This window comes from Desulfomonilia bacterium (assembly GCA_036567785.1).
Taxonomy (GTDB): Bacteria; Desulfobacterota; Desulfomonilia; order UBA1062; family UBA1062; genus DATCTV01.
The window spans coordinates 62,783-85,778 of the sequence record DATCTV010000030.1 but is presented as its reverse complement, the minus strand read 5'-3'; the positions used below and the strand labels follow the sequence as shown (position 1 = coordinate 85,778).

17 protein-coding genes are annotated in these 22,996 nt (G+C 48.7%); 10 read left to right on the top strand and 7 right to left on the bottom strand.

Annotated features, from left to right (window positions below):
* Positions 1–140 precede the first annotated feature (140 nt).
* The 5 genes from pyrE to VIS94_07430 all read left to right on the top strand — a co-directional run bounded on the left by pyrE (position 141) and on the right by VIS94_07430 (position 6,009).
* Positions 141–680, top strand: coding sequence for an orotate phosphoribosyltransferase (gene pyrE / locus VIS94_07450; protein ID HEY9160902.1), 540 nt, complete (start codon positions 141–143; stop codon positions 678–680).
* Positions 677–1,732, top strand: a complete 1,056-nt coding sequence (tsaD, locus tag VIS94_07445) for a tRNA (adenosine(37)-N6)-threonylcarbamoyltransferase complex transferase subunit TsaD (GenBank protein HEY9160901.1) — start codon at positions 677–679, stop codon at positions 1,730–1,732. Before pyrE ends, tsaD begins: the two co-directional genes overlap by 4 nt.
* Positions 1,732–2,523, top strand: coding sequence for a 16S rRNA (adenine(1518)-N(6)/adenine(1519)-N(6))-dimethyltransferase RsmA (gene rsmA / locus VIS94_07440; protein ID HEY9160900.1), 792 nt, complete (start codon positions 1,732–1,734; stop codon positions 2,521–2,523). Before tsaD ends, rsmA begins: the two co-directional genes overlap by 1 nt.
* A gap of 89 nt (positions 2,524–2,612) precedes the next feature.
* A complete protein-coding gene (locus tag VIS94_07435; protein HEY9160899.1) occupies positions 2,613–4,295 on the top strand; it encodes a DNA repair helicase XPB in 1,683 nt (560 codons plus the stop codon).
* Complete coding sequence (locus tag VIS94_07430; protein HEY9160898.1) at positions 4,279–6,009, top strand: helicase-associated domain-containing protein; 1,731 nt, start codon at positions 4,279–4,281, stop codon at positions 6,007–6,009. The genes VIS94_07435 and VIS94_07430 overlap by 17 nt, the downstream gene beginning before the upstream one ends.
* 2 nt (positions 6,010–6,011) lie before the next feature.
* Here the strand turns inward: VIS94_07430 and VIS94_07425 are convergent, their stop codons facing one another.
* Positions 6,012–7,310 (bottom strand): M48 family metalloprotease, encoded by a 1,299-nt coding sequence (locus VIS94_07425; protein HEY9160897.1) that lies wholly within the window; start codon positions 7,308–7,310, stop codon positions 6,012–6,014.
* Between the two features lie 204 nt (positions 7,311–7,514).
* Here VIS94_07425 and VIS94_07420 point away from each other — a divergent pair, with 204 nt between their 5' ends.
* The 5 genes from VIS94_07420 (at position 7,515) to VIS94_07400 (ending at position 14,339) form a co-directional block, all read left to right on the top strand.
* Positions 7,515–8,078 carry a GAF domain-containing protein gene (locus tag VIS94_07420; GenBank protein ID HEY9160896.1) on the top strand — a complete coding sequence of 188 codons (564 nt, stop codon included), beginning with the start codon at positions 7,515–7,517 and terminating at the stop codon, positions 8,076–8,078.
* 13 nt (positions 8,079–8,091) lie between these two features.
* Positions 8,092–9,105, top strand: coding sequence for a type I glyceraldehyde-3-phosphate dehydrogenase (gene gap / locus VIS94_07415; protein ID HEY9160895.1), 1,014 nt, complete (start codon positions 8,092–8,094; stop codon positions 9,103–9,105).
* 130 nt (positions 9,106–9,235) lie between these two features.
* Positions 9,236–12,133, top strand: coding sequence for an ATP-grasp domain-containing protein (locus VIS94_07410; protein HEY9160894.1), 2,898 nt, complete (start codon positions 9,236–9,238; stop codon positions 12,131–12,133).
* A gap of 125 nt (positions 12,134–12,258) precedes the next feature.
* Positions 12,259–14,028 carry a hypothetical protein gene (locus tag VIS94_07405; protein ID HEY9160893.1) on the top strand — a complete coding sequence of 590 codons (1,770 nt, stop codon included), beginning with the start codon at positions 12,259–12,261 and terminating at the stop codon, positions 14,026–14,028.
* Between the two features lie 38 nt (positions 14,029–14,066).
* Positions 14,067–14,339 carry a hypothetical protein gene (locus tag VIS94_07400; GenBank protein ID HEY9160892.1) on the top strand — a complete coding sequence of 91 codons (273 nt, stop codon included), beginning with the start codon at positions 14,067–14,069 and terminating at the stop codon, positions 14,337–14,339.
* 20 nt (positions 14,340–14,359) lie between these two features.
* Here VIS94_07400 and VIS94_07395 read toward each other — a convergent pair whose 3' ends face one another.
* From VIS94_07395 to VIS94_07370, 6 genes are all read right to left on the bottom strand, one after another.
* Positions 14,360–15,304 carry an oligopeptide/dipeptide ABC transporter ATP-binding protein gene (locus VIS94_07395; GenBank protein HEY9160891.1) on the bottom strand — a complete coding sequence of 315 codons (945 nt, stop codon included), beginning with the start codon at positions 15,302–15,304 and terminating at the stop codon, positions 14,360–14,362.
* Positions 15,301–16,302 carry an ABC transporter ATP-binding protein gene (locus VIS94_07390; protein ID HEY9160890.1) on the bottom strand — a complete coding sequence of 334 codons (1,002 nt, stop codon included), beginning with the start codon at positions 16,300–16,302 and terminating at the stop codon, positions 15,301–15,303. The genes VIS94_07395 and VIS94_07390 overlap by 4 nt, the downstream gene beginning before the upstream one ends.
* Positions 16,303–16,512: 210 nt before the next feature.
* Positions 16,513–17,334, bottom strand: coding sequence for a nitroreductase family protein (locus tag VIS94_07385; GenBank protein ID HEY9160889.1), 822 nt, complete (start codon positions 17,332–17,334; stop codon positions 16,513–16,515).
* Entirely contained in the window at positions 17,335–19,275 is a 1,941-nt protein-coding gene (locus VIS94_07380; GenBank protein HEY9160888.1) for a GMC family oxidoreductase, read from the bottom strand.
* A 137-nt stretch (positions 19,276–19,412) separates the two neighbouring features.
* Entirely contained in the window at positions 19,413–20,327 is a 915-nt protein-coding gene (locus VIS94_07375; GenBank protein ID HEY9160887.1) for a peptidase MA family metallohydrolase, read from the bottom strand.
* Positions 20,328–20,504: 177 nt separating this feature from the next.
* Positions 20,505–22,913 (bottom strand): heparinase II/III family protein, encoded by a 2,409-nt coding sequence (locus VIS94_07370; protein ID HEY9160886.1) that lies wholly within the window; start codon positions 22,911–22,913, stop codon positions 20,505–20,507.
* Between the last annotated feature and the right edge of the window lie 83 nt (positions 22,914–22,996).

Below are 22,996 nucleotides of genomic sequence, written 5' to 3'. Positions count from 1 at the left end.
TTGTAGTAACGCATAGAACTTATTAGATTTTGTATCCTTTGCACCATCTGTTCTGTCAAGGTTTTTCTTGGAATTGAGGTTTAAATTGAAAACAAGATGATATAAGTATATCCGAGGTGTCTGAAAACTGGAGGATATTAATGAGTAAACTTGATGAACTTAAAAGGCTTGTAGCAAAGGATGCGGTGAAGTTCGGCAAATTCATTCTGTCATCGGGCAAAGAATCGGATATCTATGTGGACTTGAGAAAAGTTACACTCAATCCCGAAGGCGCAACGCTTATAGGTGAGGTCGTTTCCGACATGATCAAAGATGTTGAAGCAGACGCAATCGGCGGTATGACCATGGGCGCTGACCCTATCGCCCTTGCGGCCGCCATGAAAGCCCTTGAAAAGGGCCGGAAAATAAACGCTATTGTTGTCAGGAAAGAACAGAAGGCGCACGGCACCATGAACTGGGTGGAGGGGCCCGCCAGCCCCGGGCAGAAGGTGATCGTTGTGGAAGATGTAATAACGACCGGAGGCAGCGCCATAAAGGCAATCGACAGGCTCCGCGAAAACGGTTTTATTGTCGATACTGTCATTGCCGTATTTGACAGAATGGAAGGCGGAAAAGAGGCGATAGAGGCAAAGGGCTGCAAAGTACTTACAGTGATTTCAAGGAAAGACCTGCAAAAGTGAACATTCTGGCAATAGAGACATCCTGCGACGAAACCGCGGCCGCTGTCGTTACAGACGGAGGTAAAATCCTTTCGAGTGTCGTCGCTTCCCAGATAAAGGACCATGCCGCTTTCGGCGGCGTCGTTCCTGAAATAGCCGCCCGCAGACATGTAGAGCTTATATCTCCGGTAGTGGAGACCGCAATAAAAGAATCAGGAATAACGCTTAAAGACCTGGGCGGTATAGCGGTCACCCGCGGCCCCGGTCTTGTTGGGGCCCTTCTCGTAGGGATTTCCTATGCAAAAGCTCTGGCATATGGGCTCGATATACCTGTTGCAGGTGTAAATCACCTTGACGGCCATCTGGCCGCGGTGCGCATTGACAGCGAGCTTACTTATCCTCACATGGGCATGGTAGTCTCGGGCGGACACACATCCATATACAAGGTCGATGAACCGGAGAAAATAACTCTCATAGGCCAGACAATGGATGATGCGGCGGGAGAGGCGTTCGATAAGGTGGCAAAGCTTTTGAACCTGGGCTACCCCGGCGGCGTGGTGATAGAGAAGATAGCCTCTGGCGTTACAGACCACGGTCTTGAACTGCCCAGACCCATGCTCAGGGAACCCGGTTATGATTTCAGTTTTTCAGGACTGAAAACAGCTGTTCTCAATCTGGTAGTCAACATGGAAATCTTTCCGGGTATGGATTTGAGTTTCTCAGGGCTTCCTTCTAAAAAGATACCCGCACCCGGAAAGGAAGACATGGTGCCGAAAATTGCCGCTGCCTTCCAGGAGGCGGCGGTCGACGTCCTAGTTTCGCGCCTGATGAAGGCTGCATTAGACCACAGGATGAACCTCGTCGTTATAAGCGGGGGCGTCGCCTGCAATACATCACTTAGAAATGAATTGAAAAAACGAACCGAAGCAGCAGGCATAAGGCTTGTGCTGCCCGAGAAGAAATACTGCACGGACAACGCCGCCATGATAGGCATCGCTTCCATTAAAATGTTTGAAAAATCAGAGTTGGGAGGGCTCGATATGAATGCCGTATCAAGGTGGAATGAACTGTAATGCCCAAGCGTTCACTGGGCCAGAATTTCCTTATAAATACGCATATTGTCGATAATATTATCCACTTTTCAGGCCTTAGGATAAATGAAACCGTACTTGAGATAGGTCCGGGTAAAGGCGCGCTCACAAAAAAGCTTGCTGAAACTGCAGGGCGAGTCGTGGCAATTGAAAAGGACAACGCCCTTGCGGAAGATCTTAAGCTGGGTTTCAAAAATCACCGGAATGTGGAAATAATCGGCGCGGACATACTTGAGAGCGACATGAAATCCATCGTCCCGAAAGGCGCTCTTATGATTGCAAATCTTCCCTACAACATCGCCACAGTTATAATCACAAGCCTTTTGAATTTCCCCTCACACTTCTCTTCAATTACAGTCATGGTCCAGAAAGAGGTCGGGGAGCGCATATGCGCCAGGCCGGGAACAAAACCGTATTCGGCATTGAGCGTGCTTATGGCGTCATGCTTTGATACGGTTACTGGCCCTGTCATCGGACCAGACAACTTTTTTCCCAGGCCAAAGGTTGATTCCATTCTTATAAGGCTGATTCCGAAGGATGATCCCATTACCCCCGAAACTCTTGCTCCACTGAAAAAGGTGGTTTTCCACACCTTCAATTCCAGACGCAAAATGCTGAGAAACTCTTTGTCAAACCTTCCGGGAATGACGCCTGAGACTCTTAACAATATTGAGAAAAAAACAGGAATCGATTTTTCCCGCCGTCCGCAGGATCTGGATCTTCTGGAATTTATTCAACTCACACGATTGTATGTAGAAACTGTTGTCAGATAACATCATAACTTTTCTACAAAATACCAGGGGTGTGAAATTTTTTGCCCGTTGCGTTTTCATCTTACCTGTGAGAGTCTAATAAGATTCAAATGTCATTAGCTGATAATAAACCAGTCATAGTTCAGAGCGACGGCAGTATCCTGCTTGAGGTGCAGAATGATGCATACGAAGATGCACGTGACGCCATTCTTCCTTTTGCAGAGTTGGTCAAGTCACCGGAGTATGTGCACACATACAGGATAACGCCGATAAGCCTCTGGAATGCCGCAGCCATCGGTGCAAAATGCGATGACATCATGAACGCGCTGAATCTTTATTCACGATATGAGATACCATCCGGCGTTGAAATGAGGATTAGGGACGCATTCTCTAGATGGGACGCCGTAAGGCTTGTTCCGGCAGAGGATGAACTCGAGGTTGAAGTCAGGGACGGTAATGTTCTGGAAAGGCTGCTCGCCAGCAAACAGGTACAGGAATGCATTATATCTGTATTACCCGGAAAAGGATTCAAGATACCGAAAGGGGTCCGCGGCCGTTTCAAACATATTATGATAAAGCTTGGCTTTCCGGTTAATGACCTCGTAGGATACGAACAGGGAGACCCCCTTGATATACCGCTCAAGAAAATTGCTTCGACCGGAGATGATTTCAGTTTGAGGCGCTACCAGATCGAGGCTGTGGACAACTTCTGGGCTGGAGGCAGCGCCAGGGGCGGCCAGGGAATAGTCGTACTTCCATGCGGAGCGGGCAAGACCGTCGTCGGTATGGGAGTGATGGAAAGGGCAAACACCTGCACCCTCATCCTGTGCACGAATGTTGCGGCAGTCCATCAGTGGATAAACGAAATACTGGACAAGACCGGACTCAGTCCTGATGATGTAGGTGAATATACAGCCCACAGGAAGGACATCAAACCGGTCACAGTCACCACATATCAGATCCTTACGCACCGCAGATCAAAAACTTCGCCGTTCGAGCATATGCATCTCATGATGGCAAGGAACTGGGGACTTATTATATATGATGAAGTTCATGTCCTGCCTGCACCCGTTTTCAGGGCTACGACCGAGATTCAGGCAAAAAGACGGCTCGGTCTGACAGCCACGCTAGTGCGCGAAGACGGCCTCGAGGAAGATACTTTCTCGCTAATCGGTCCCAAATGTTATGATGTGCCCTGGAAAGAGCTTGAATCAAAGGGCTTCATAGCGGAAGCGATATGTTACGAGATAAGACTCCCTATGCCGAGGGATGTCGAAAGGCGCTATATAACCGAAAGCGACAGGGTTCAGTTCAGAACGGCATCTGAAAATCCTTACAAGGAATACGTTGTAAAAGAATTGATAAAGAAACATTCGGACGAGCCGGTTCTTATAATCGGACAGTACCTTTCGCAGCTAAAAAGGCTGTCTTCCTTTTTAAAGGCCCCGCTCATAACAGGTGCCACGCCCAATGCCAGGAGGGACGAACTGTATCAGGAGTTCAGAAGAGGCAATGTGCCCGTGATGGTGGTTTCCAGGGTTGCCAACTTTGCAATCGATCTTCCTGACGCATCGGTTGCCATACAGGTTTCGGGTACATTCGGTTCGCGGCAGGAAGAAGCTCAAAGGCTTGGCAGGATATTAAGACCTAAAAAACGCATTTCCAGCTTTTACAGCCTTGTGACATCAAATACCGCCGAGGATGATTTTGCGCACAAGCGTCAGGTTTTCCTGGCTGAACAGGGCTACAAGTACCGAATAGAGGAATGGACGGAAGATGACATCAACACATGAACTCATAGCAGGAATACCAACACAAACTGCCGGTCAGATTTCCAGGAACATACTGGGGCATTCAAGCGATGCATCGGGCCTTGTGACTGACCTTAATGAACCGTCAAAGATAAATGCCATATATGAAGGACTGACAACACGGGAAAAAATGATGGTTGCCGATATCTGCATATCGGGCGGAGAAATGGACTGGATTGTTTTCTCCAGGATATACAAAGACGACATCAATAAGGCACGCGAGGTCCTTACAGGCCTCGGCAGAAAAGGCATGGTATTTCAGGGCGGCCTTACGGGCAGAGACCCCATAATACTTTTCCCTTCAATGGTCACCAGGGCGCGTGCAGATATCGAATGCAGTTCCCCCAGCGATCTCTCTTTCAGAGAAGACCGTGTACCTGAAACATGGAAGCATATACTGATGATCAATGCACTTAAAACGCTTGGACTTAAGTGCAGGGTCGGACTGGAGCCATTCAAGAAAGGATGGACTCAGCTTGAAGAGAAACTGGACTCGATAATGGACATCAGGCAGATTTACTGGGAACTTTCATCACTGGGATGCCTGAAAGAAACAAACGGCGAGATTACAGTCAGGGAAAGAATCTCCGAAGCCATAGCATCCGAAGGTGATCTCAGATATAAACTGTGGCGCTTTATCAATTCCTGCAGACCTTACGGAATCGACGGCGAAATATACACGGTTATTTCAGACAAGACCTTTTTAAAATCCATCATTGAGCGCATCATCATAATAAGCCTCGCCAGAATAACCCCTCCTATCGAGGAGATATTCGAAATATCAAAAAGGCTTTTAAACGAATGGATCGAAATCGGAATTTTCAGGGAAGACAGTTCCGGAAAATATATCAGGCTTGATGATCGGGTATACAAGGCATTTGACAGTAACGAGATAGGAAACGGCACATATGAATGGAAAGACGAGGTAATAATCCAGCCAAATATGGAGATCATAGTCCCAAAGGACTTCAACCTGTCAGATCACCTGAACATCGGTGAAATAGCCGAACTCGTAAGGGCTGATGTCGTAAGCATATATCGCATCACCAGACAATCGGTTTTAAGGGCAATCGGTTTCTCCTGGACAGCTGAAAAGATCGGGACGTTCCTCGACAGAATCTCAAAGCATACCATGCCCGATAACATTATTAAGACAATATCTGCATGGACCGGAACGATTTCCTGCGCCCGCATAATAAGAGGGACATTCCTTCTGTCATCCGACAAGGAAAAAATCCCTCACGGCCTCGAAGAATTGCAGCCCGGAATATTCAGGATTCCCGATAACTATGAAAGGGAGATGGAGGCGCTCCTTGAAAAGAGAGGGGTGCTTGTCGAACATGAGAAGATATCCGAAGATTCCGAACTCGCATGGGGAAGGCTCCTTCCGATTAAACCCGCCAGAAAGGCAAGATCATCCTTCACCAGAGGCGGATTATACCCGTACGGCATGGTCATCCCCCTACCCTACGGTAACAAGGGTATAGAAATGCTGGAGTCTGTAATCAACGAGGGCAGGGATATCATAATCTTTTATCCGAAACAGGGTTATGGAGAGGCAGTGGCGCACAGGATCAGTCCGATAAATATCTATATACGTTCCGGTTCAGGCTTCATGGAAGCTATAAATGAAGACAGCGGCGCGGCGGAGACCTTCGAAATCGCAAAAATCAGGGCTGTTCTGAAACAGGAGTGAGGCTAGGGTTTTCCGAATTTGGAGACCGTATCCTTCATTGCCTTGATCTGGCTTTTTGTGTCATCGTCAAGAGTCTTATCCATGAGCGCCATGTTCACATGGTGCATACATGCGCCTATGTTGCCTGCAGCGAGAAAGTACTTTGCAAAAGAAAAATGGGAAAGTCCTTCCTTGCCTTTTTTTTCATAGAGCACCCCGAGTGTGTATGCGGCTCGCGGACTCTGTGACGAGAAGGGCAGCAGTATCGCTATTGCTTCATCATACTGTCCCTTTTCAAGCATAATGTCCGCCAGCGCAGCAGCCGCAACGGGATTCCTCGAGTCAGACTTCAGATAAGGATATGCCTTTTCCTTTTCGTTAAGGTAATAATAGTCCACGCCTATCCATCCCCTTGCCTGAGGCAGATCATTATTCTGAAGATCAGCCAGAGACTCCTTGAACCTGCCGTTTCTTGCATTCGAAATCCCCAGAGCCAGATTGAGATACACTTCAGGCATGCCTGCTGAACGGATCTTGATTTCCTTTTCATTCATGAGACCGCCAATAACCGTTGAATATAGAAGCCAGTATCTGGAATCGGGACGAGGCGGTGACGGGTCCTCTCCAACTGCCGCGATCCTGTCCTGAGTATACGGGTGCGTCAGCATATACTGAGGAATATTTGATGCATCTGTATATGTTCTCAGCCTTATCAGAAACCGCGCCATTGCTGAGGGGTCCATGTTTGATTCCTTCATAAGGCGCCTGGCGAATTCATCCGCTTCTTTTTCCTGCATCCTGGTATACGCAAGGCTCATGTTCTGCGCGCCGCCCAATGACGACATGAGTATGGCGCTTCCGATAGCGGGATTGGCAACTGTAACGACGGCGCCAAGAATCATACCGATAACCGAGGCGGCCGTAATCTTTGTCTGATTGTCCATGGAATTCGGTATGTGCCTCAACTGGCAGTGACCCATTTCATGCGCCATTACAGCTGCAAGTTCGTCCATGTCTTTAACAAACAGGAGCGTTCCCGAATTGATATAGATATGACCGTCCGTGATGGCAAAGGCATTGATGGAAGGATCTTTGACGATCTGGACCTTGATGTTGTAGAGACGGTCTTTTATGTGATCCGACAGTTGATCAGCAAGGGACTGAACTATCCACGCAGCTTCCGAATCATGAAGGATATAGCCTTCCGCTTCGAGATATGCATCAACATCCTTTGATATCTCATGTTCCTTCTCATAGCCAACTGCAAAAACATCAGATGTCCATGCCAGGATTAAGGCAAACATGATCAGGACCTTTTTCATATAATGAACATACAGTCCGGTTAAATTATATGCAAGAAGCATATATATAAAAATACCCTTTCAGGTTTTGCCTCATATTGCCGATTGTAATTTTTATCATTCACAGGCCAAGTTTGGTCTTGACGGAGTGGCCGCCGGTATTATTAGAAGATGCAGTACAATTTTCAAAAGTGTTCGGTGAAAGACAGTAAAACGGAGGTGTGTATGAAATCGAAGGATAAGGATTATTTTCTTGCTCTATTCGAAGTTGCAAAGATGATCAACTCTTCTTTGGAGATGACCACCGTACTGGAAGAAATCGTAAAGGCTGTTGTAAAGACAATGAATGTAAAGGCATCATCAATCAGGCTTCTCGATTCAAAAAAGCGTGTCCTGATGATGGGCGCGGCGAATGGCCTTTCAAAAGGCTATATAAGGAAAGGTCCAGTGCTCATCAAAGAGAGCGGAATTGACCAGCAGGTTATGAAGGGAGACACCATCTGGATCAAGAATGCCTGTACAGATCCGAAATTCCAGTACGGCGAAGGCGCCAAGAATGAAGGGATCAAATCCGTTCTTGTGCTTCCGGTCAAATCGGGGAAAAACATTATCGGCGTTTTAAGGGTTTATACGGATAACATAAGGGAATTCGGCCTTGAAGAGCGCCGTTTTCTTGAAGCGGTGGCAAATCTCAGCGGAATCGCAATAGAAAACTGCAAATTCCACAACCTGCTGAAAACCGATTATGACCTTTTAATCGCCCACAAATACCGTATAGACGACAATTAAAGGAGGAACCAGTATGCTTCGTATAGGAATCAACGGATTTGGCCGAATCGGCCGCCAGGTGCTCAAGGCCATGATCGAGCGGTACAAGGAAACCCTTGAAGTTGTCGCCGTCAATGATCTTTCCCCCGCCGAAACCAATGCCCATCTCTTCAGATATGACTCCAACTACGGGAGATTTGCCGGAGATGTAAAAATCGGCAAGGACAGTCTGATTATAAATGGCCACAAAATCAGGAACTTCGCACTCAGGGACCCCTCACAAATCCCATGGGGCGATGTCGGAGCGGATGTCGTTATCGAGTCTACAGGTCTCTTCCTGAGCAAGGACAAGGCCATCGCACACATCAACGGCGGCGCCAAGAAGGTCATAATTTCGGCCCCTGCCAAGGACGAAGATATTACCATCGTCATGGGAGTGAACCACAAGGATTACAACCCCAGGAAACACGACATCATATCAAATGCCTCCTGTACGACCAACTGTCTTGCCCCTCCCGCACTCGTCGTTCACAAGGCCTTCGGAATAGAAAAGGCGCTCATGACCACTGTCCATGCATACACGAACGACCAGCGCATTCTCGATATGCCCCACAAGGACCTGAGGCGAGCCAGGGCTGCAGCACTGAGCATCATCCCGACTACGACAGGCGCTGCAAAGGCCGTAGCCCTCGTAATACCCGACCTCAAAGGCAAGTTCGACGGATACGCATTGCGCGTCCCTACCTCCACTGTGTCGGTGGTGGATTTCGTGGCGCAGTTGAGCCGCGACGTGACCACTGAAGAGCTTCATGATGTGCTGCGAAAGGCCGAAAAGACTTACCTCAAGGGCATCATGCATTGCGAGGACGAACCTCTTGTATCGATTGACTTCAAGGGTGATCCTCATTCATCTATCGTCGACATGCAGTTTACCCAGGTCAAGCACGGCAACATGGCAAAGGTTGTGGCCTGGTATGACAATGAATGGGGTTATTCCAACAGGGTCGCCGATCTTGCAAATTACATGGCCGGCAAAGGCATAAAATAAATCATATATATATGTGCAGCCCCTTGCTATAAGGGGCTGCCTTCGAATCCCTTCATGTTATTCCTTGACTAAAAACACACGTGTCATTTAAGATTCAGCCTTCCTTTTTCAAAATATTTAAGAGGTGTTTATGCCGTTAGATAGCAGACCGGGCAGGGTGCTGATAATAGGCCCCGGACCTGTAAGAATAGGCCATGGCAGCGAGCTTGATTTTGCTGCTGCAACTGCTGCATTAACATTAAAGAAATCCGGGTTCGATGTTATAGCCATTGATGCCAATCCTGCCGGATTATTGACTTATGCTGCGAGAACATATGTGGCCCCGATCAAGGCCGTCTCCATCATCGATATAATAAAGACGGAGAAACCCGGATACCTTCTGCCGGCGTTTGGAGGCGCGCCTGCGCTGTCTCTCGCCATAGAGCTTCACCAGAAAAACGCCCTTGACGGCATTCAAATAATGGGATCGGGCATTGAGGCAATAAAAACCTTCAGCGACAGGATGCTGCTCAAGGAAAAGCTTTCGCGCCTGGGCATCCTCATGCCAAGGTCCGCGCTTGCACTTAGCATCGATGAAGCGGAAAGGCAGGCTTCACTATTCGGATATCCCGTTGTAGTAAGGCCTTCATCAGCAGGCGCCGGCCGGACATCGCTCGTATACAATGTCGAAGATCTTCGGGTGGTTGCAGGAAGCATTACCGGTGCATCCTCACCCGTCATGATAGAAGAATCGCTGTTTGGCTGGGAGAAGCTTGAAACCGAGGTGCTGTGCGACAACAAAGGGCATGCCGTCACAGTCATTTTCAGGGAAAACCTTGATCAGATGGGTATTCACTCGGGTGATGCGGTCGCAGTGATTCCAATGCAGACAATCCCGGAAAAGATAAGGGAAAAGATGGATGAAATATCATCAGTTCTTGCATCCGAACTGGGTATAAAAGGGACCGCAAATATTCAGTTCGGTTATGAAGAACACACCGAAAGACTGCTCGTGCTGGAAATCAACCCTCGCTATTCACGTTCGAGTGCCTTCGCTGCAGCCGCAACAGGGATCAATCTGGCCCAGGCCGCGGCAAGGTGCGCAGCAGGTGTTTCATTAAAAGAGCAGAATCTTGATTCAATACCGTCCCCGGAAACAACAGCAGTAAGGATACCGGTTTTCCAGTTCGACAAGTTTGAGGGTGCTGATGGCAGGCTCAATACAAGGATGCAGTCAACGGGAGCTTCGATAGGCATCGGTTCTGATTTCACCGAGGCCTTCCTTAATGCCATGCGCTCCCAGGAACTCGGCCATGATGAATATGAGGGGCTTGAAACAGATGATCTCATCCAGCTTCTTTCTGAGCCTGCCGGCGGGAGACTGTCGATAATCCGTCAATTGCTCAATAAAGGCTTTGATGCCTCAATAATCGCGGAACTTACAAAAATAAAACCGTTCTTCATTGAAAAGATGAAATCCACGGCTTCCCAAAAAACACACGTAATTGAAAAATATGAACAATCAGACGACGGTCCGGTCATGATCATCTGCAGCGGCCCTTCAAGGATCGGCGAGGGACAGGAGCTTTCAGCCATGAGCTTCGAAGCGGCCAATGCTGTTAAATCGATGGGAATCGATGTGATAGCGGTGGACTCGAATCCTTACGGCATCGCATCGGTTCCGGGTACCGGTATTGATACGATAATCAGTCCACTTGATTTTGAAAGCATAGCCGGAATAAGCATTAAACGCTCACCCCGGGGTCTTATCTGGCAGACGGGAGGAATGTATGCCCAGGAGATTGCCGCAAAGCTTGATTCGGCAGGGATCAGGATTCTGGGAACACGGCCCGAAAAGGCCATCAAGGCTGAAAGCAGACAGGGGCTAGCCGAAATCGCAAAGATGATAAAGCTGCCGATTCCTCAGGCCATGCCGGCTAGGAACGCTGCTGAGCTGGTGTCTGCCGCAAATAAAACGGGTTTTCCCGTGATTATACTGCCTGAGACCGAAGCACCGGATGGCCGCTTAAATGTTATAATCAATGATATAAAGTCGCTGGAAAAACATATTCAGGATGCAGTATTTCCCGTATTTGTCGAGAAATTTCCTGAAGGTGGTTTCATGGCCCAGGTCGATGCCGTATGTGACGGGACGGATATATTGATTCCCGCTATAGTCGAACACGTCGAGCATGCAGGCATACATACCGGTGACGCAGCATGTGTGGTGCCTCCCATCAACATCTCGAAAGAGAACCTTGTTGAAATCCGTGAATATGTATCCGGCATTGCAAAATACCTGGGCGTGACGGGATTCATGAATGCGCAGTTTGCCGTTCACGAGAAAAATGTTTATTGCCTCGGAATATCCTTGAGGGCATCGAGGACGGTTCCGCTGATATCAAAAGTGACCGGTGTCCCGATGGTGGAATGCGCCATAAAGGCCATGTCCGGGATCAAGATTAAAGATATGGGAATAGTCGAGCCTGAACTCAATCATTACGGTGTAAGGGAAGCTGTATTCTCATTTGACGTATTTGCCGGTGTTGACCCTCTTCTGGGGCCTGAAATGCGTTCTACAGGTCAATCCCTTGGCATAGCGGACAATTTCGGTCTTGCTTTCTCACGGGCGCTCGAAGCATCCGGTTTCGGTCTTCCTGAAAAAGGAAAAGTGCTGATTACCGTTTCCAGAAATGACAGGTTGAAACTGCTTGATACTGCCCGTAAGCTCAAGGCTCTCGGATTTGAAATATGCGCGACTAAGGGTACTGCCGGATACCTGAATGAAAACGGCATTAATGCCGCCATCGTGCTCAAGGTCTACGAAGGAAGGCCCAATATAGTCGACGACATCAAGAACGGCGAGTACAGCCTTATCATAAACACGCCGAGCGGCAGGCTGTCCAGGCATGACGATTCTTATATCAGAAAGGCTGCAATCGCATACCGGGTTCCTTACGTTACAACAATTGCAGGCGCAATAGCAGCAGTAAAGGGTATAGAGGCTCAGGCGAACACATCGGAACCCTTAAAACCCATAAGAGGTTAACACGCTCCCGGTGAGAAGAGGGCATGATTTTTTAATTCTCACGGAAATGCTTACTGTTGCATAGCAGCCGTGGCATTTGATATAAATGTCTTCTCTTGATAAACAGTCCTTACTGGAGGTTTCATATGGAAAACCGACACAATGTCCCGGTAATAAAGGTCGCTATAAGGGGCGCAAACGGCAGGATGGGTCTTCAGGCTATCTATGCATCTGTAGAAAATAACGATAGTATCCTCAAAAGATCGGCTGAGGGCAGCCTCAAATCCGATGATGTCTGGATAGATATAGTGTTCGGTGCGTTCACCGCTGATATACCTACTGTTCAGCAGCTTCTGGCCGGAGTCCTCAGGAGCGAGAAAAGCAAGATACTTGAAGGCTACGACAAGAACGGGCATCCGGTATTCCGTACAAAGTCTGACGGCAAATTTGAATTGAGAACCCGCTATGTCGAACAGAAGCTGGATGAAGAACCTCAGAGAAGGCATATAATCCCGTTTTCCAGACAGGAAATCGTTGAAACCGAAGAGGGGCTGCCTGCAATAAGGATCCTGTCTTCAGACAGGAACACGGAGCTTTTGACGATAAGGCATGTCAATGTCCGTTTCGGAGAGCTTTCTGCCGAGGCTATAATGGACAGGGTTCTGGACTTGAGCAGCGATCTCGGCGCCAATGTACTGCTTTCATGCGTGGGCGATACGGCCAAGAAAGCAGACTCCATGAAAAAATGGCTTACCAAATGCCATGAGAAGGACTACGCCCTGGCCTTTGTCGAGTCCGCACCTGCAAAGGGATGGGAAAAAAGACTGTTTTCCAAGCAGTATACAATCAGCGTCTTGTGCACCAGAAATTACAGCCCCACAGGAACCCTGTTCAGGACAGGCCTCACACTGAAGCGGCCCCTGTTTGATTTCAAGAAATATGAATTCTCGAAGGCTTCCCGGAAATTCAGTTCGCTCTTCAAACGGATAACAGAAATAATTTCATCAAATGAAATGTTTTCACCTTATGTAAAATTCATGCCCTCTCAGCCCCAGACGATAAAAGAGGTCGAAGGAGAGACAGTCCTTGTGAATTTCCCTCCGGAATTCATGAATGTAAGCACACCCGACTATATTAAATTCTCTTTCTATGAGGATAATGAATACGGTTTCGTCTATGGCGCCATGCTTCCGAATGTCAAGGCTGCAGGTCTCGTTTACAGAGACAGGGAGTTCGTCAATGAAGTCAGGAAGAAAGGAGTAAAATTCGAAGCCATTACCAACATACCGGGAATCTTCGGGACAGACTGGTTTGTCAAGGCCCCTCAGGAAATTATTTCAAGGGGCGGGGCCATATCTACAAGTTCATGCACGACAAACGGTAATGTTGTCGCCGACTTCATTATCTTAATGGCGCTCATGTCATATCATGATCTGTTCCTTCCCGAAATAAACGGGTATTTCCTGAGCGACCACAGTGACGAAGAGCGGGAATACGAGATAAAGATAAACGTTCTTCTGGAGAAGTTTGAAAAGGAATACCTGCCTCTTCTGTGCAAATCGAGGGCTCGGTTGATACGCAGTGTTCTGGGATTTTATTATAACGACATCCAGTTTATGGATACCGATATGCAGCATGGCCTGACAAGGTCGGAATCACCCGACATTATTGAATTTTTAAGAGAGACCACATCGGGTTCACAGACAGAGGTGCCCAGGATCCTTTCCATGTCGGATAAAGAGGTATCCTATTTCAGGGGATTGAAATCAAAGATCAAGAAGGATATGGCCAGAGAGACTGACAGTGCTACTGTCGAAAAGTATGCAGGGGAGATCGAGAACCTGAATGCCACCCTCAAGACCATCGAACACAGCATCGATATCCTTGAAATCATGGAAAAGACCCGGGCCTGTTAGAAATAATCTTAATATACTCTCGGATAAAAGGGGGGATTATGAGTATTGAAGACGATGCCAAAAAGGTAATGGTACAGAGAAAGCATGAACTGCATGAAGAAACGCTTTCAAAGTGCATGGCGGATCTTCAGGAAGCGCTGACCAAACATGCCGATTACAAGTCGCTGGAAGACATTTTTGCTCATGTCAAAGCCACTTCAGCAACAGTCCTGTTCCTTCTGCAGGAAAGAAAGAGGGACAGGGACAAGAGAGGCGGCGACTTTACAAAACCCGTGAATCCGATCCCCACTTCAGGTCTTCCTGACAGATAAGACCGGCCTTCAGGCGCGTCTTACAGAAAACACGAAACACGGTGACCCGGAGATTTTTCTTCGAGTTCCGGTTTTTCATCCCTGCAGCGGCCGGTTGCATACGGGCATCTGGAAAAAAAATCACAGCCAGTCAAGTTCATTACAGATGTATCTTTTATGGCAGGCCTCTTCCCCCGGTTCCTGATGGAAGGCACTGCATCAAGCAGACATCGGGTATAGGGATGAAGCGGCCTTTCAAAGATATCCTCTGCTGAAGAAAATTCAACAATTCTGCCCATATACATTACGGCCACCCTGTCGGACAGATACCCCACAACGGAAAGATCATGAGAGATAAACAGGTAGGAAAGGCCCATACGCTCCTTCAGATCGGTCAGCAGATTGAGCACCTGCGCCTGTATTGACACGTCAAGAGAGCTTACCGGCTCATCGCAGATTACGAGCCTTGGATTTATTGCCAGCGCACGGGCTATGCATATCCTCTGGCGCTGGCCGCCTGAAAATTCATGGGGGTAGCGGTCCGCCATATGCCTGCCGAGACCTACCATCTCCATCAGCGAGAATGCCCTGTCCCTGATTTCTGATTTCGGGAACATCCTGTGAATGCGAATCGGTTCCTCTATGATCGAGAGAATTTTTTTGCGGGGATTGAGCGAACCGAAAGGGTCCTGGAATATTACCTGCATGCTCCTTCTGATTTCTTTGAGCTCCCGGGCATTTGCGCGCAGTGCATCCCTGCCGGAAAAAGTGATTTGCCCGCTGTCAGGTCTCTCAAGCAGCAGTATCAGCCTTGAAAGGGTGGACTTGCCGCATCCGCTCTCACCTACAAGACCCAGCGTTTCATCGGGATAAATATCGAGGTCAACCCCGTCAACCGCCTTTACCGTGCCCGAGGTCCTGAAAAGGCCGGAGCTTATCGTGTATGATTTTCTAATATCTTTTACGCTGAGCAAAGGCTTGTTCAAACATACCTCCAGCACCTGATCCTGCGGCCGCCTTCAAGTGTTGTTTCAGGCGGTTCGATACTGCATTTATCCATCCTCATGCCGCATCTGGGAATGAAGCTGCAACCCTCGGGCATATCGACAAGGCCGGGTACGGTTCCAGGGATTGCTGAAAGCCTTTTTTTTCTGGCAGAATCACCTGCAACAGGAACTGATTTCATCAGGCCAATCGTATACGGGTGAAGCGGATTATTGAATATCATGTCCACATCCCCGTACTCAACCACCCTCCCCGTGTACATGACAGCCACGTCCTGGCATATCTGGCCGACAATGCCCAGATCATGGGTGACGAACATCACGGATGTCCCGAGATCTTCCTTGAGCTTATCCATCAGGTCAAGCACCTGAGCCTGAGTGGTCACATCCAGCGCCGTAGTTGGTTCGTCGGCTATCAGCAGTTCCGGTTTGCATGCAAGCGCCATCGCTATCATGACGCGCTGACACATGCCGCCGCTCAATTGATGCGGATATTCTTTCATACGCTTGCCGGGTTCCGGGATGCCGACAAGACCGAGCATGTTTGCAGCGATTTTCAGGGCATCTTTTCTGTTCGATGCCAGATCCTTCTGGTGAAGGAGTATAACCTCGGCTATCTGAGAACCTATTGTGAAAACGGGATTGAGAGAAGCCATTGGCTCCTGGAAAATCATGGAAATACGGTCACCCCTGATGCCGCGCATCTCTTTTTCAGTAAGCTCAAGGAGGTTATCGCCTCTGAAAATGATTGATCCGCCGGTTATTCTTCCCGGATGCGGGACAAGCCTGAGGATGGAAAGCGAGAGCATCGTTTTACCGCATCCGCTTTCACCGACAATACCGATCGTGCTTCCTCTTCTAAGGTCAAGGCTGACCCCGTCAACCGCCTTTACGGTGCCCTCAGGCGTAAAAAAATGCGTATGCAGGTCTTTTATTGAAATCAGGATATCGGAATCATGAAATAGATTATCTGCCGCCATAGGATATGTCATGAATTGCGATTTTAAACAAAGTCCGCCATTATTGCCAGACATAAAGTTTTTGCTTTCATGAATAATATAACCATTCTTTATTGTCAGCCAGCGGTACGATCACCTTCAGTCATGTTTCTACTATGATATAAAACTGAAAGATCGAGCGTAAGGATTTGAAACGGAGCACAAACCGTTTCATTCAATTCCGGCCCAGGCTCACCGCCAGGAGATGTCCGGCTTTTTCCTTGAAGGTATCCTTACATAATCAAACCTTGGATAGCCTATCATCATGCTCCCGAAGCTCTGGCAGGACTCGGGAAGGCAGAGCGCCTTTTTCATCGGGGGAAAAGTCATCGCCGCAGCATTGAAATAGCCTGCCCAGCATGCGCCAAGCCCCATGCCATGTGCGGCAAGCTCGAGATAGGCAAGGGCGATCGTGCAGCTTGAAGGCGCCATAGGGTTTGCCGCCTCGTCATAGGCCACCACAACAACCGGGGCTTTGCGCAATATAACGTCTTTTCCAGCTTCCCACCTCTCGACCGCTCTGTCCATGTGCATTGAAACGGCAATCTCCCTCATACCCTCAAGCATAAAGCGCATCCAGTCTATAACTATGCCGGAAAACCTCTTAAGCTCGTCCCTGTTGTCGATGACGAGCCATTTGTTAAGCCTGGTGTTGTGGCCTGAAGGCGCATAAGCGGCAATATCCAGAAGTTTCTGAATGTCTTTACGCGCGACAGGTTTGTCCCTGTATGACCTTATTGACCGCCTGCTCATGAGAAACTGCCCGCACTGCTCGAACGATATCTTCAAGTCATCTTTTATTGCCTGGCACTTCTCCAGAGGCACATGGCGATGGGTAATGCTCGCTGTCGGACAGGATGCCACGCAGTGCCCGCATTTTATGCAGAGCTCATCCGCTCCAGCGATTGATTCAGGAAATTTTCCCTTTTTCATATCAATCAATCCGGCGGGACAAACAGCGGCGCAGATCCCGTCATTATTGCAGGTCTTTTCATCTATCTTTATAAGGTTCATCTATCCCTCCAGCACAGGTGCGATTTTATCGGCAGCCCTTGTCGCCATCGCCATTATCGTTTCCTGGGGGTTGACGCCAAGACTCGTCGGTATGCTGCTCCCGTCGACCACATACAGCCCGGGCACCCAGTGGCACTGGTGGTTTGCATCAAAGGCTGAAACACTGCTGTTAATCCCTATCCTGGCTGTACCCATTGCATGGAATGCGCTCAGCATAAGGTCTCTTGGTTTGAGGCCTCTTGTGTAAATGGAATTCAGGTCACAGGCCCTCTCGATTACAGGCCTGTTATACACAGGCAGGAAAATCTTCGACGCCCCGGCGGCAAAATACACATTACCGAGAATTACAATCGCATCGATAAGGCTCTTCGTATCCCTCCCGGACAGGTTGTAGTATGCCAGAGTGGAACCGAACGGGCCCTGCTTTACGAAACCCGTACTTGTATCCTTCACCATGCACCCGAATATGCCCACGTTATCATATGATTTTACCCATTCTAGGTATTCGTTTCCGATGCCGGGCATCAGGCTCGAAAAGACCATGAATGGCGGCGTTCCGCCTTCGAAACGCATCCCTTTCTCGTCGAACTGGTCAATCATGTAGCCCTGAGGGATGCTTTCGCCGTTTCTCATGTGCCTGTCCGGGAACATGGCTCCTACGAAGACGCACGGGTGTATGGATAGATTGCCTCCCACCCAGCGGCTTCCCCTGGCAAGACCGTTTTTCTGGATGATAACCGGGGAGACAAACGTGCCGGCGGACAATATTACGGCTTTCGCCCTGCATGTAAGCATGACCCTGCGTCCGTCTTTTCCCTTTCCGACCGCCCTTATGCCCGCTGCGCGCCCTCCCTCGATGATGATGTCTTCCGCACTGAATCCGGTAAAAAGCTGCGCCGCCGAGTTGAGCGCTCTCGGTATATAGGTAAGATTAGTCGACTGCTTTGCGTCCTTCGGACAGCCCTGCGTACACACGCCCTGCCCGTCGCAGTCGATGATGTTGTGCTTGAGAGGTCCGCAGCTGTAGCCGAGAGAAGCGCAGCCGTCCCTGATGACCTCCCCTATGGGTCCGATATATTTGGCCTCGCATTCCTGAACGCTTATCGTCTTCTCGACCCGCTCGAAATATGGCTCCAGCACTTGCGGCGTAAAATCCGAGAGGCCCATGCCAACCCATTCTTTCAGTACTCTTTCAGGCGTCCTGAAGCATGTGGCCGAATTTATAAGCGTGGTCCCGCCGACCGCGTTAGCCCTTTGTATGGGTATTACGGCATTACCTATCGTGCCGGTAATCCCTCTGCCCTTATAAAGCATGGGAACCATATCCAGAGGGTTTCCCGTAAAGACTTCCCTGCGGAAGAACTCTCCGGATTCGACGATGGCCACGGCAAAACCCTTTTCGGCAAGTTCCTTTGCGACGACCGCGCCACCCGCCCCTGTTCCGACCACAACCACGTCCGCTTCTATCGTCTCATCGGAATCGAAGCCTGTTGCCGGTGTTATCTGCCTCATCCACCTGGGTTCAGGTTCGGGGCACACCTTTTCTTTCCTGTACGGAACACCTAAAGATGCATGAACCTTCTCCGAGCAAACGTATCCGAACTTGAAGGGAAAGCTGGCACCGACACCGATCATTCTGGGCACAAAAAAACTGGAATCGATCAATCGTTTCAAGAATTCATGACGCTCCCGTAAGGAAAGGTTAAGGAATGTTTTTCCATAAAGCGGCAGAGAGGTCAGGTTGAACAGCGCCATAAAAGCGGAATATCCCAAAGCCGCTGTTTTATTCCTGTTCAGGATCTCATTAAAATTCTTCAGTATCTCTTCATTCTTAAGAAGCATCCCGGGGACATCATGATAAACCGCATCAATTACCGCAAGGGCGGTTTCATGATATTTCTTCTCGAGCACCGTTTTCATGAAAGATATTAAATCTGCCATCAATCGCCTCCTGAAAATATTTTCAAATTTGATCAAGCATTCAACATTTTCTTTGTACCGCATATACTATCATGCAATACATATTTATCCATATCAGAAAACACTGTGATGCCGCTTAAATTGCAGGAATAAAGGGCTCACTCATATTCCTCTTCATCTCTTATGCGCCTCTTCCTGATAATGAAGCGCACGTACACAGCCAGCGTAACAAGTGCTCCGAATGCGAACAGGATCGTGTAAAGATTAGCTACCAGCAATGAGATGACGGACGCCCAGCTTCGCTGAGACTCGCGCCATTCCTTTTCCAGCTTCCAGAGGGGCACCCCCAGACTCATGGCTACTGCATCACTAACATCGTTGCCATTTTTCATGGCATCAAGGATATCAAGGAGGCCTTTATTCCCATAGTTTGCAATAATGTACTCAACCACACTTTTGCTCTCTTCATAGGCCAGGGCCATAGAACGCCCGTCAAGGGGAAAATTGCGCGAAAGGGCAGGAAGCGGAATGAATCCCCCGCTCAATGCAGCCACTCCGAGTGCGGACTTTCTGCTGCCTGTAACGATCTCGGCCAGCCCGCCGCTTACCCACTGGGATACGCCTTCATCGAGCCATCTCGGAAGATTATCCGGGTGTATGTAACGGTGCAGCAGGAGATGGCACAATTCATGTTCGAGTGTGGCTGCGAGGGTAAAGGGTTCAGTGTTCATTCTCGATAAGTCAATGACGATGAGCATTTTTTCAGGAACGGCATATGCTGCGATCAGGGGACTGCCCGACATTTCAGTGAACATCCTGCGGTCGGACACCAGCAATACGGCCGGTTTGAAATCCACTTTCCAGACAAGCTTTGTTTCAAGCCCTGCCCTGACCGAGGGATAAAGCGCAATGACCTGCCTGGCGGCAGGATCATTCGGCCTGTCAGAATAAACAGATAAGGCATCTGCTTCGACCCTGTATAACTGTTGTGAATGAAGGGCTACAGAAAAGATGCACAGGAGGATTACCAGGCAGGTGGTCATTCTTAAAAAAATATAGATTTTGCTTTTCATTATGCGTATGTGAGAAATACTGCCAAGTACATGAATTTGACCTCTTAATACAAAATGATATTATGCCTTATCACTTATCAGCAGACAAACGCTTCCTGCACGGCATCATCCCGGAAGATTGCGCAATCAAACCCGGTCTTCCCGGTTATAGTTAACAGGGGGCCTTGAGATAATGCTTTATAAAAAATTACTCACTCTGTTTTCAGCCATCAGCTTGTTAAGTATCGAACTTCCAGAGAGGTAGACCGTGAAATCGCCCTGGCCTGAGAAAGAAATCCTTGTCATGCCCTGACCTTGTGAAACAAATCCGCTCACAGTATCTCCCTCTACAGACAGGGGCGCTACTCCTGTAAACAGATTGATGCTTGTCCCTGAAGGCGCTATGACATGGCCGTTGATGATCCCTTCGCCGAACGCCAGGGCAAGTATGATTTTCGATTCAGAACTCATTATTGAAGTATCATTGATCATAAGGCTCGATGCATCTTCCAGGAAAACCCCGTTCATGGTCCCGTCGCTTCCTGCCGAAATCCGGATAAGCCCCGCATCGCTGTTTACTGCAGGAAATTCAGGTTTGCCGCTTATCCCATCGATTGACCATGACTGAGCTTTTTTTGAAGCAGCCTGAATCCTTACAAGAGTAGTATTTCCAGGTTCTGCAATTGTGATGGCCTTGCCGTCAGTTACGTTAAGAGGTTTTATTTCAGGTTCATCCGTTCCAGTGGCAAATGGATACAGAACCGCAAGATAGCGTGCATTTTTAGCCCTGATATCGGCCCGGAGCACGGAGTGTTTCTTCTCCTGTCCCCAGTCAAAGCCGTGATAATCATCATAAGTGCTCAGATTAAGGCTGCCTTCAGGTGAAACGACCACGGCCCTGAGTGCGGCACTGCCGTTAACCCACAATCCGCCGTCTGAAGCCGAAGTGAATGTCCCGCCGGTGGAACCTCCGCCGTTTCCGTGCAGCAGCCAGTTATATGTATGCAGCAGTATCCCGTTGTTCTTGATATCATCCGAAACAACCAGATACCTTTTGTCAGGGAACAGAAGCGACCGGCTGTGCCTGATTCCCGAGAAATCTGTCCAGGCCGAACAGTAATCCATAAATGACGTCGTCATGAAATCCTTGAAGAATGCATCGACCCCGCCCGAGGTATACATACCGGGCTCGGGTGCTTTGCCGTCGACAAGAATGAGATTGTGATTTTTTGCATATCTTACGAGGTCATGATTTTCATAATTTATATATCCGCTGTCTATGGCAAGGCTTTTACCGAAAGCATAAAGTATGAAGCTGAGCCCGTCAGGGTGCTCATGTCCGTAACCGTTCGTCCGCGCCCTGCCGTTCTCGGCAAGGAACATTACGTATGTGTCGTCTGCGCCCCAGCCGCTTCTCATGACCGCATTGCCGGCCTCTTTCATCATCATGCTCGGCTGCCATGATGGCTCCCCAGGAGTGATGCTGTCGTCATAGATGCAGATCATATCGACACTCAGGTCTGCGCAGCTCTGTGAATTAATATATGCTGAGGAGGTCAGCCAGTCCCAGGTGAAAACACCGTCTCTGTAAACCTGGCCTATGATGGCATTATAGTACCCGCTTAAATTCGAATCATCAACAGGCGGCGTAAATCCGTCGGGCTGCCGCACCTTTATCATCCATTCGGAAAGGGCCCTGATTTTCCAGTCGGAAAAAAAGTCTTTGACTGCAACTGATTTTCCGTTCTGTCCCAGACCGCTCAGATAGCAGGGCCTGTCCGTAAAGGTCTCGGTCTGGCCGTTATTGAACAGATGATAGGCCCATGCAAACGGCAGCACATTGCTGGCCGAATACGTCCAGTAGTTTGGACCCTCGGCATAGCCGCCGTCGGCGGTGACAAGGCTGTCAAGATCAGTTTCCACTTCGTTCATGGCGTAATCTATCCAGACTTTCGCCATGGGGTGATTATTCAATACGATTGCTATCATTCCGAAAGCCGACGCCATTTTGGTATGATGATTGTTGCGGGCAAACTCATAAGCCCCGCAGATAAGTTCCGCCCAGTTGTTGAAAAATTTATCTGTAATGTTGCCCAGCCTGTCTTCTATTACGTTCCTGTCGGCCTGGTTGACGGCATCGGCGCCGAGCAGCATGTCAAGGGCCTGCGCATAGCACATGAGGGCTTCCGCAATATTTATGTCGCGATCAAAAAGTTCAAAGGTTAGGGTATCGAATTTCTGGGGAACGGTTTTAAGTATTTCTATCGCTTTTTGCCTGTATTCATCGTTTCCGCTAACAACAAAAACAAAGGCTGCGGATTTTGCAATGTTTGCGTTATCGAATTGAGTCGGGGGATCAAACTTCTCAGCCGGAGGCGCCGGAGTACGGTCAGCCTGAAACAGAACCCGGCTGTAAAGCTCATTATAGGGAAACCGGCCGAGTCTGGCCTTGATATCATCGAGCTGATCGGCCTTATAGATCGTTCTCGGGTAGGTTGTACGTTCGGGGTGCCAGGGGCCAACGGATTTTACCCGGCAGGAGACCATGAATGCCAGGGAAGCCATCAGAATAATCACGAAATATTTCCCAAGTTTATTTGACGTCATCTAACACCTCGCTCATAAATATTTTATTTCAATAATACAGTTTATCTCACACCCGCCCATGACGAGTCAATAATCTTGACATA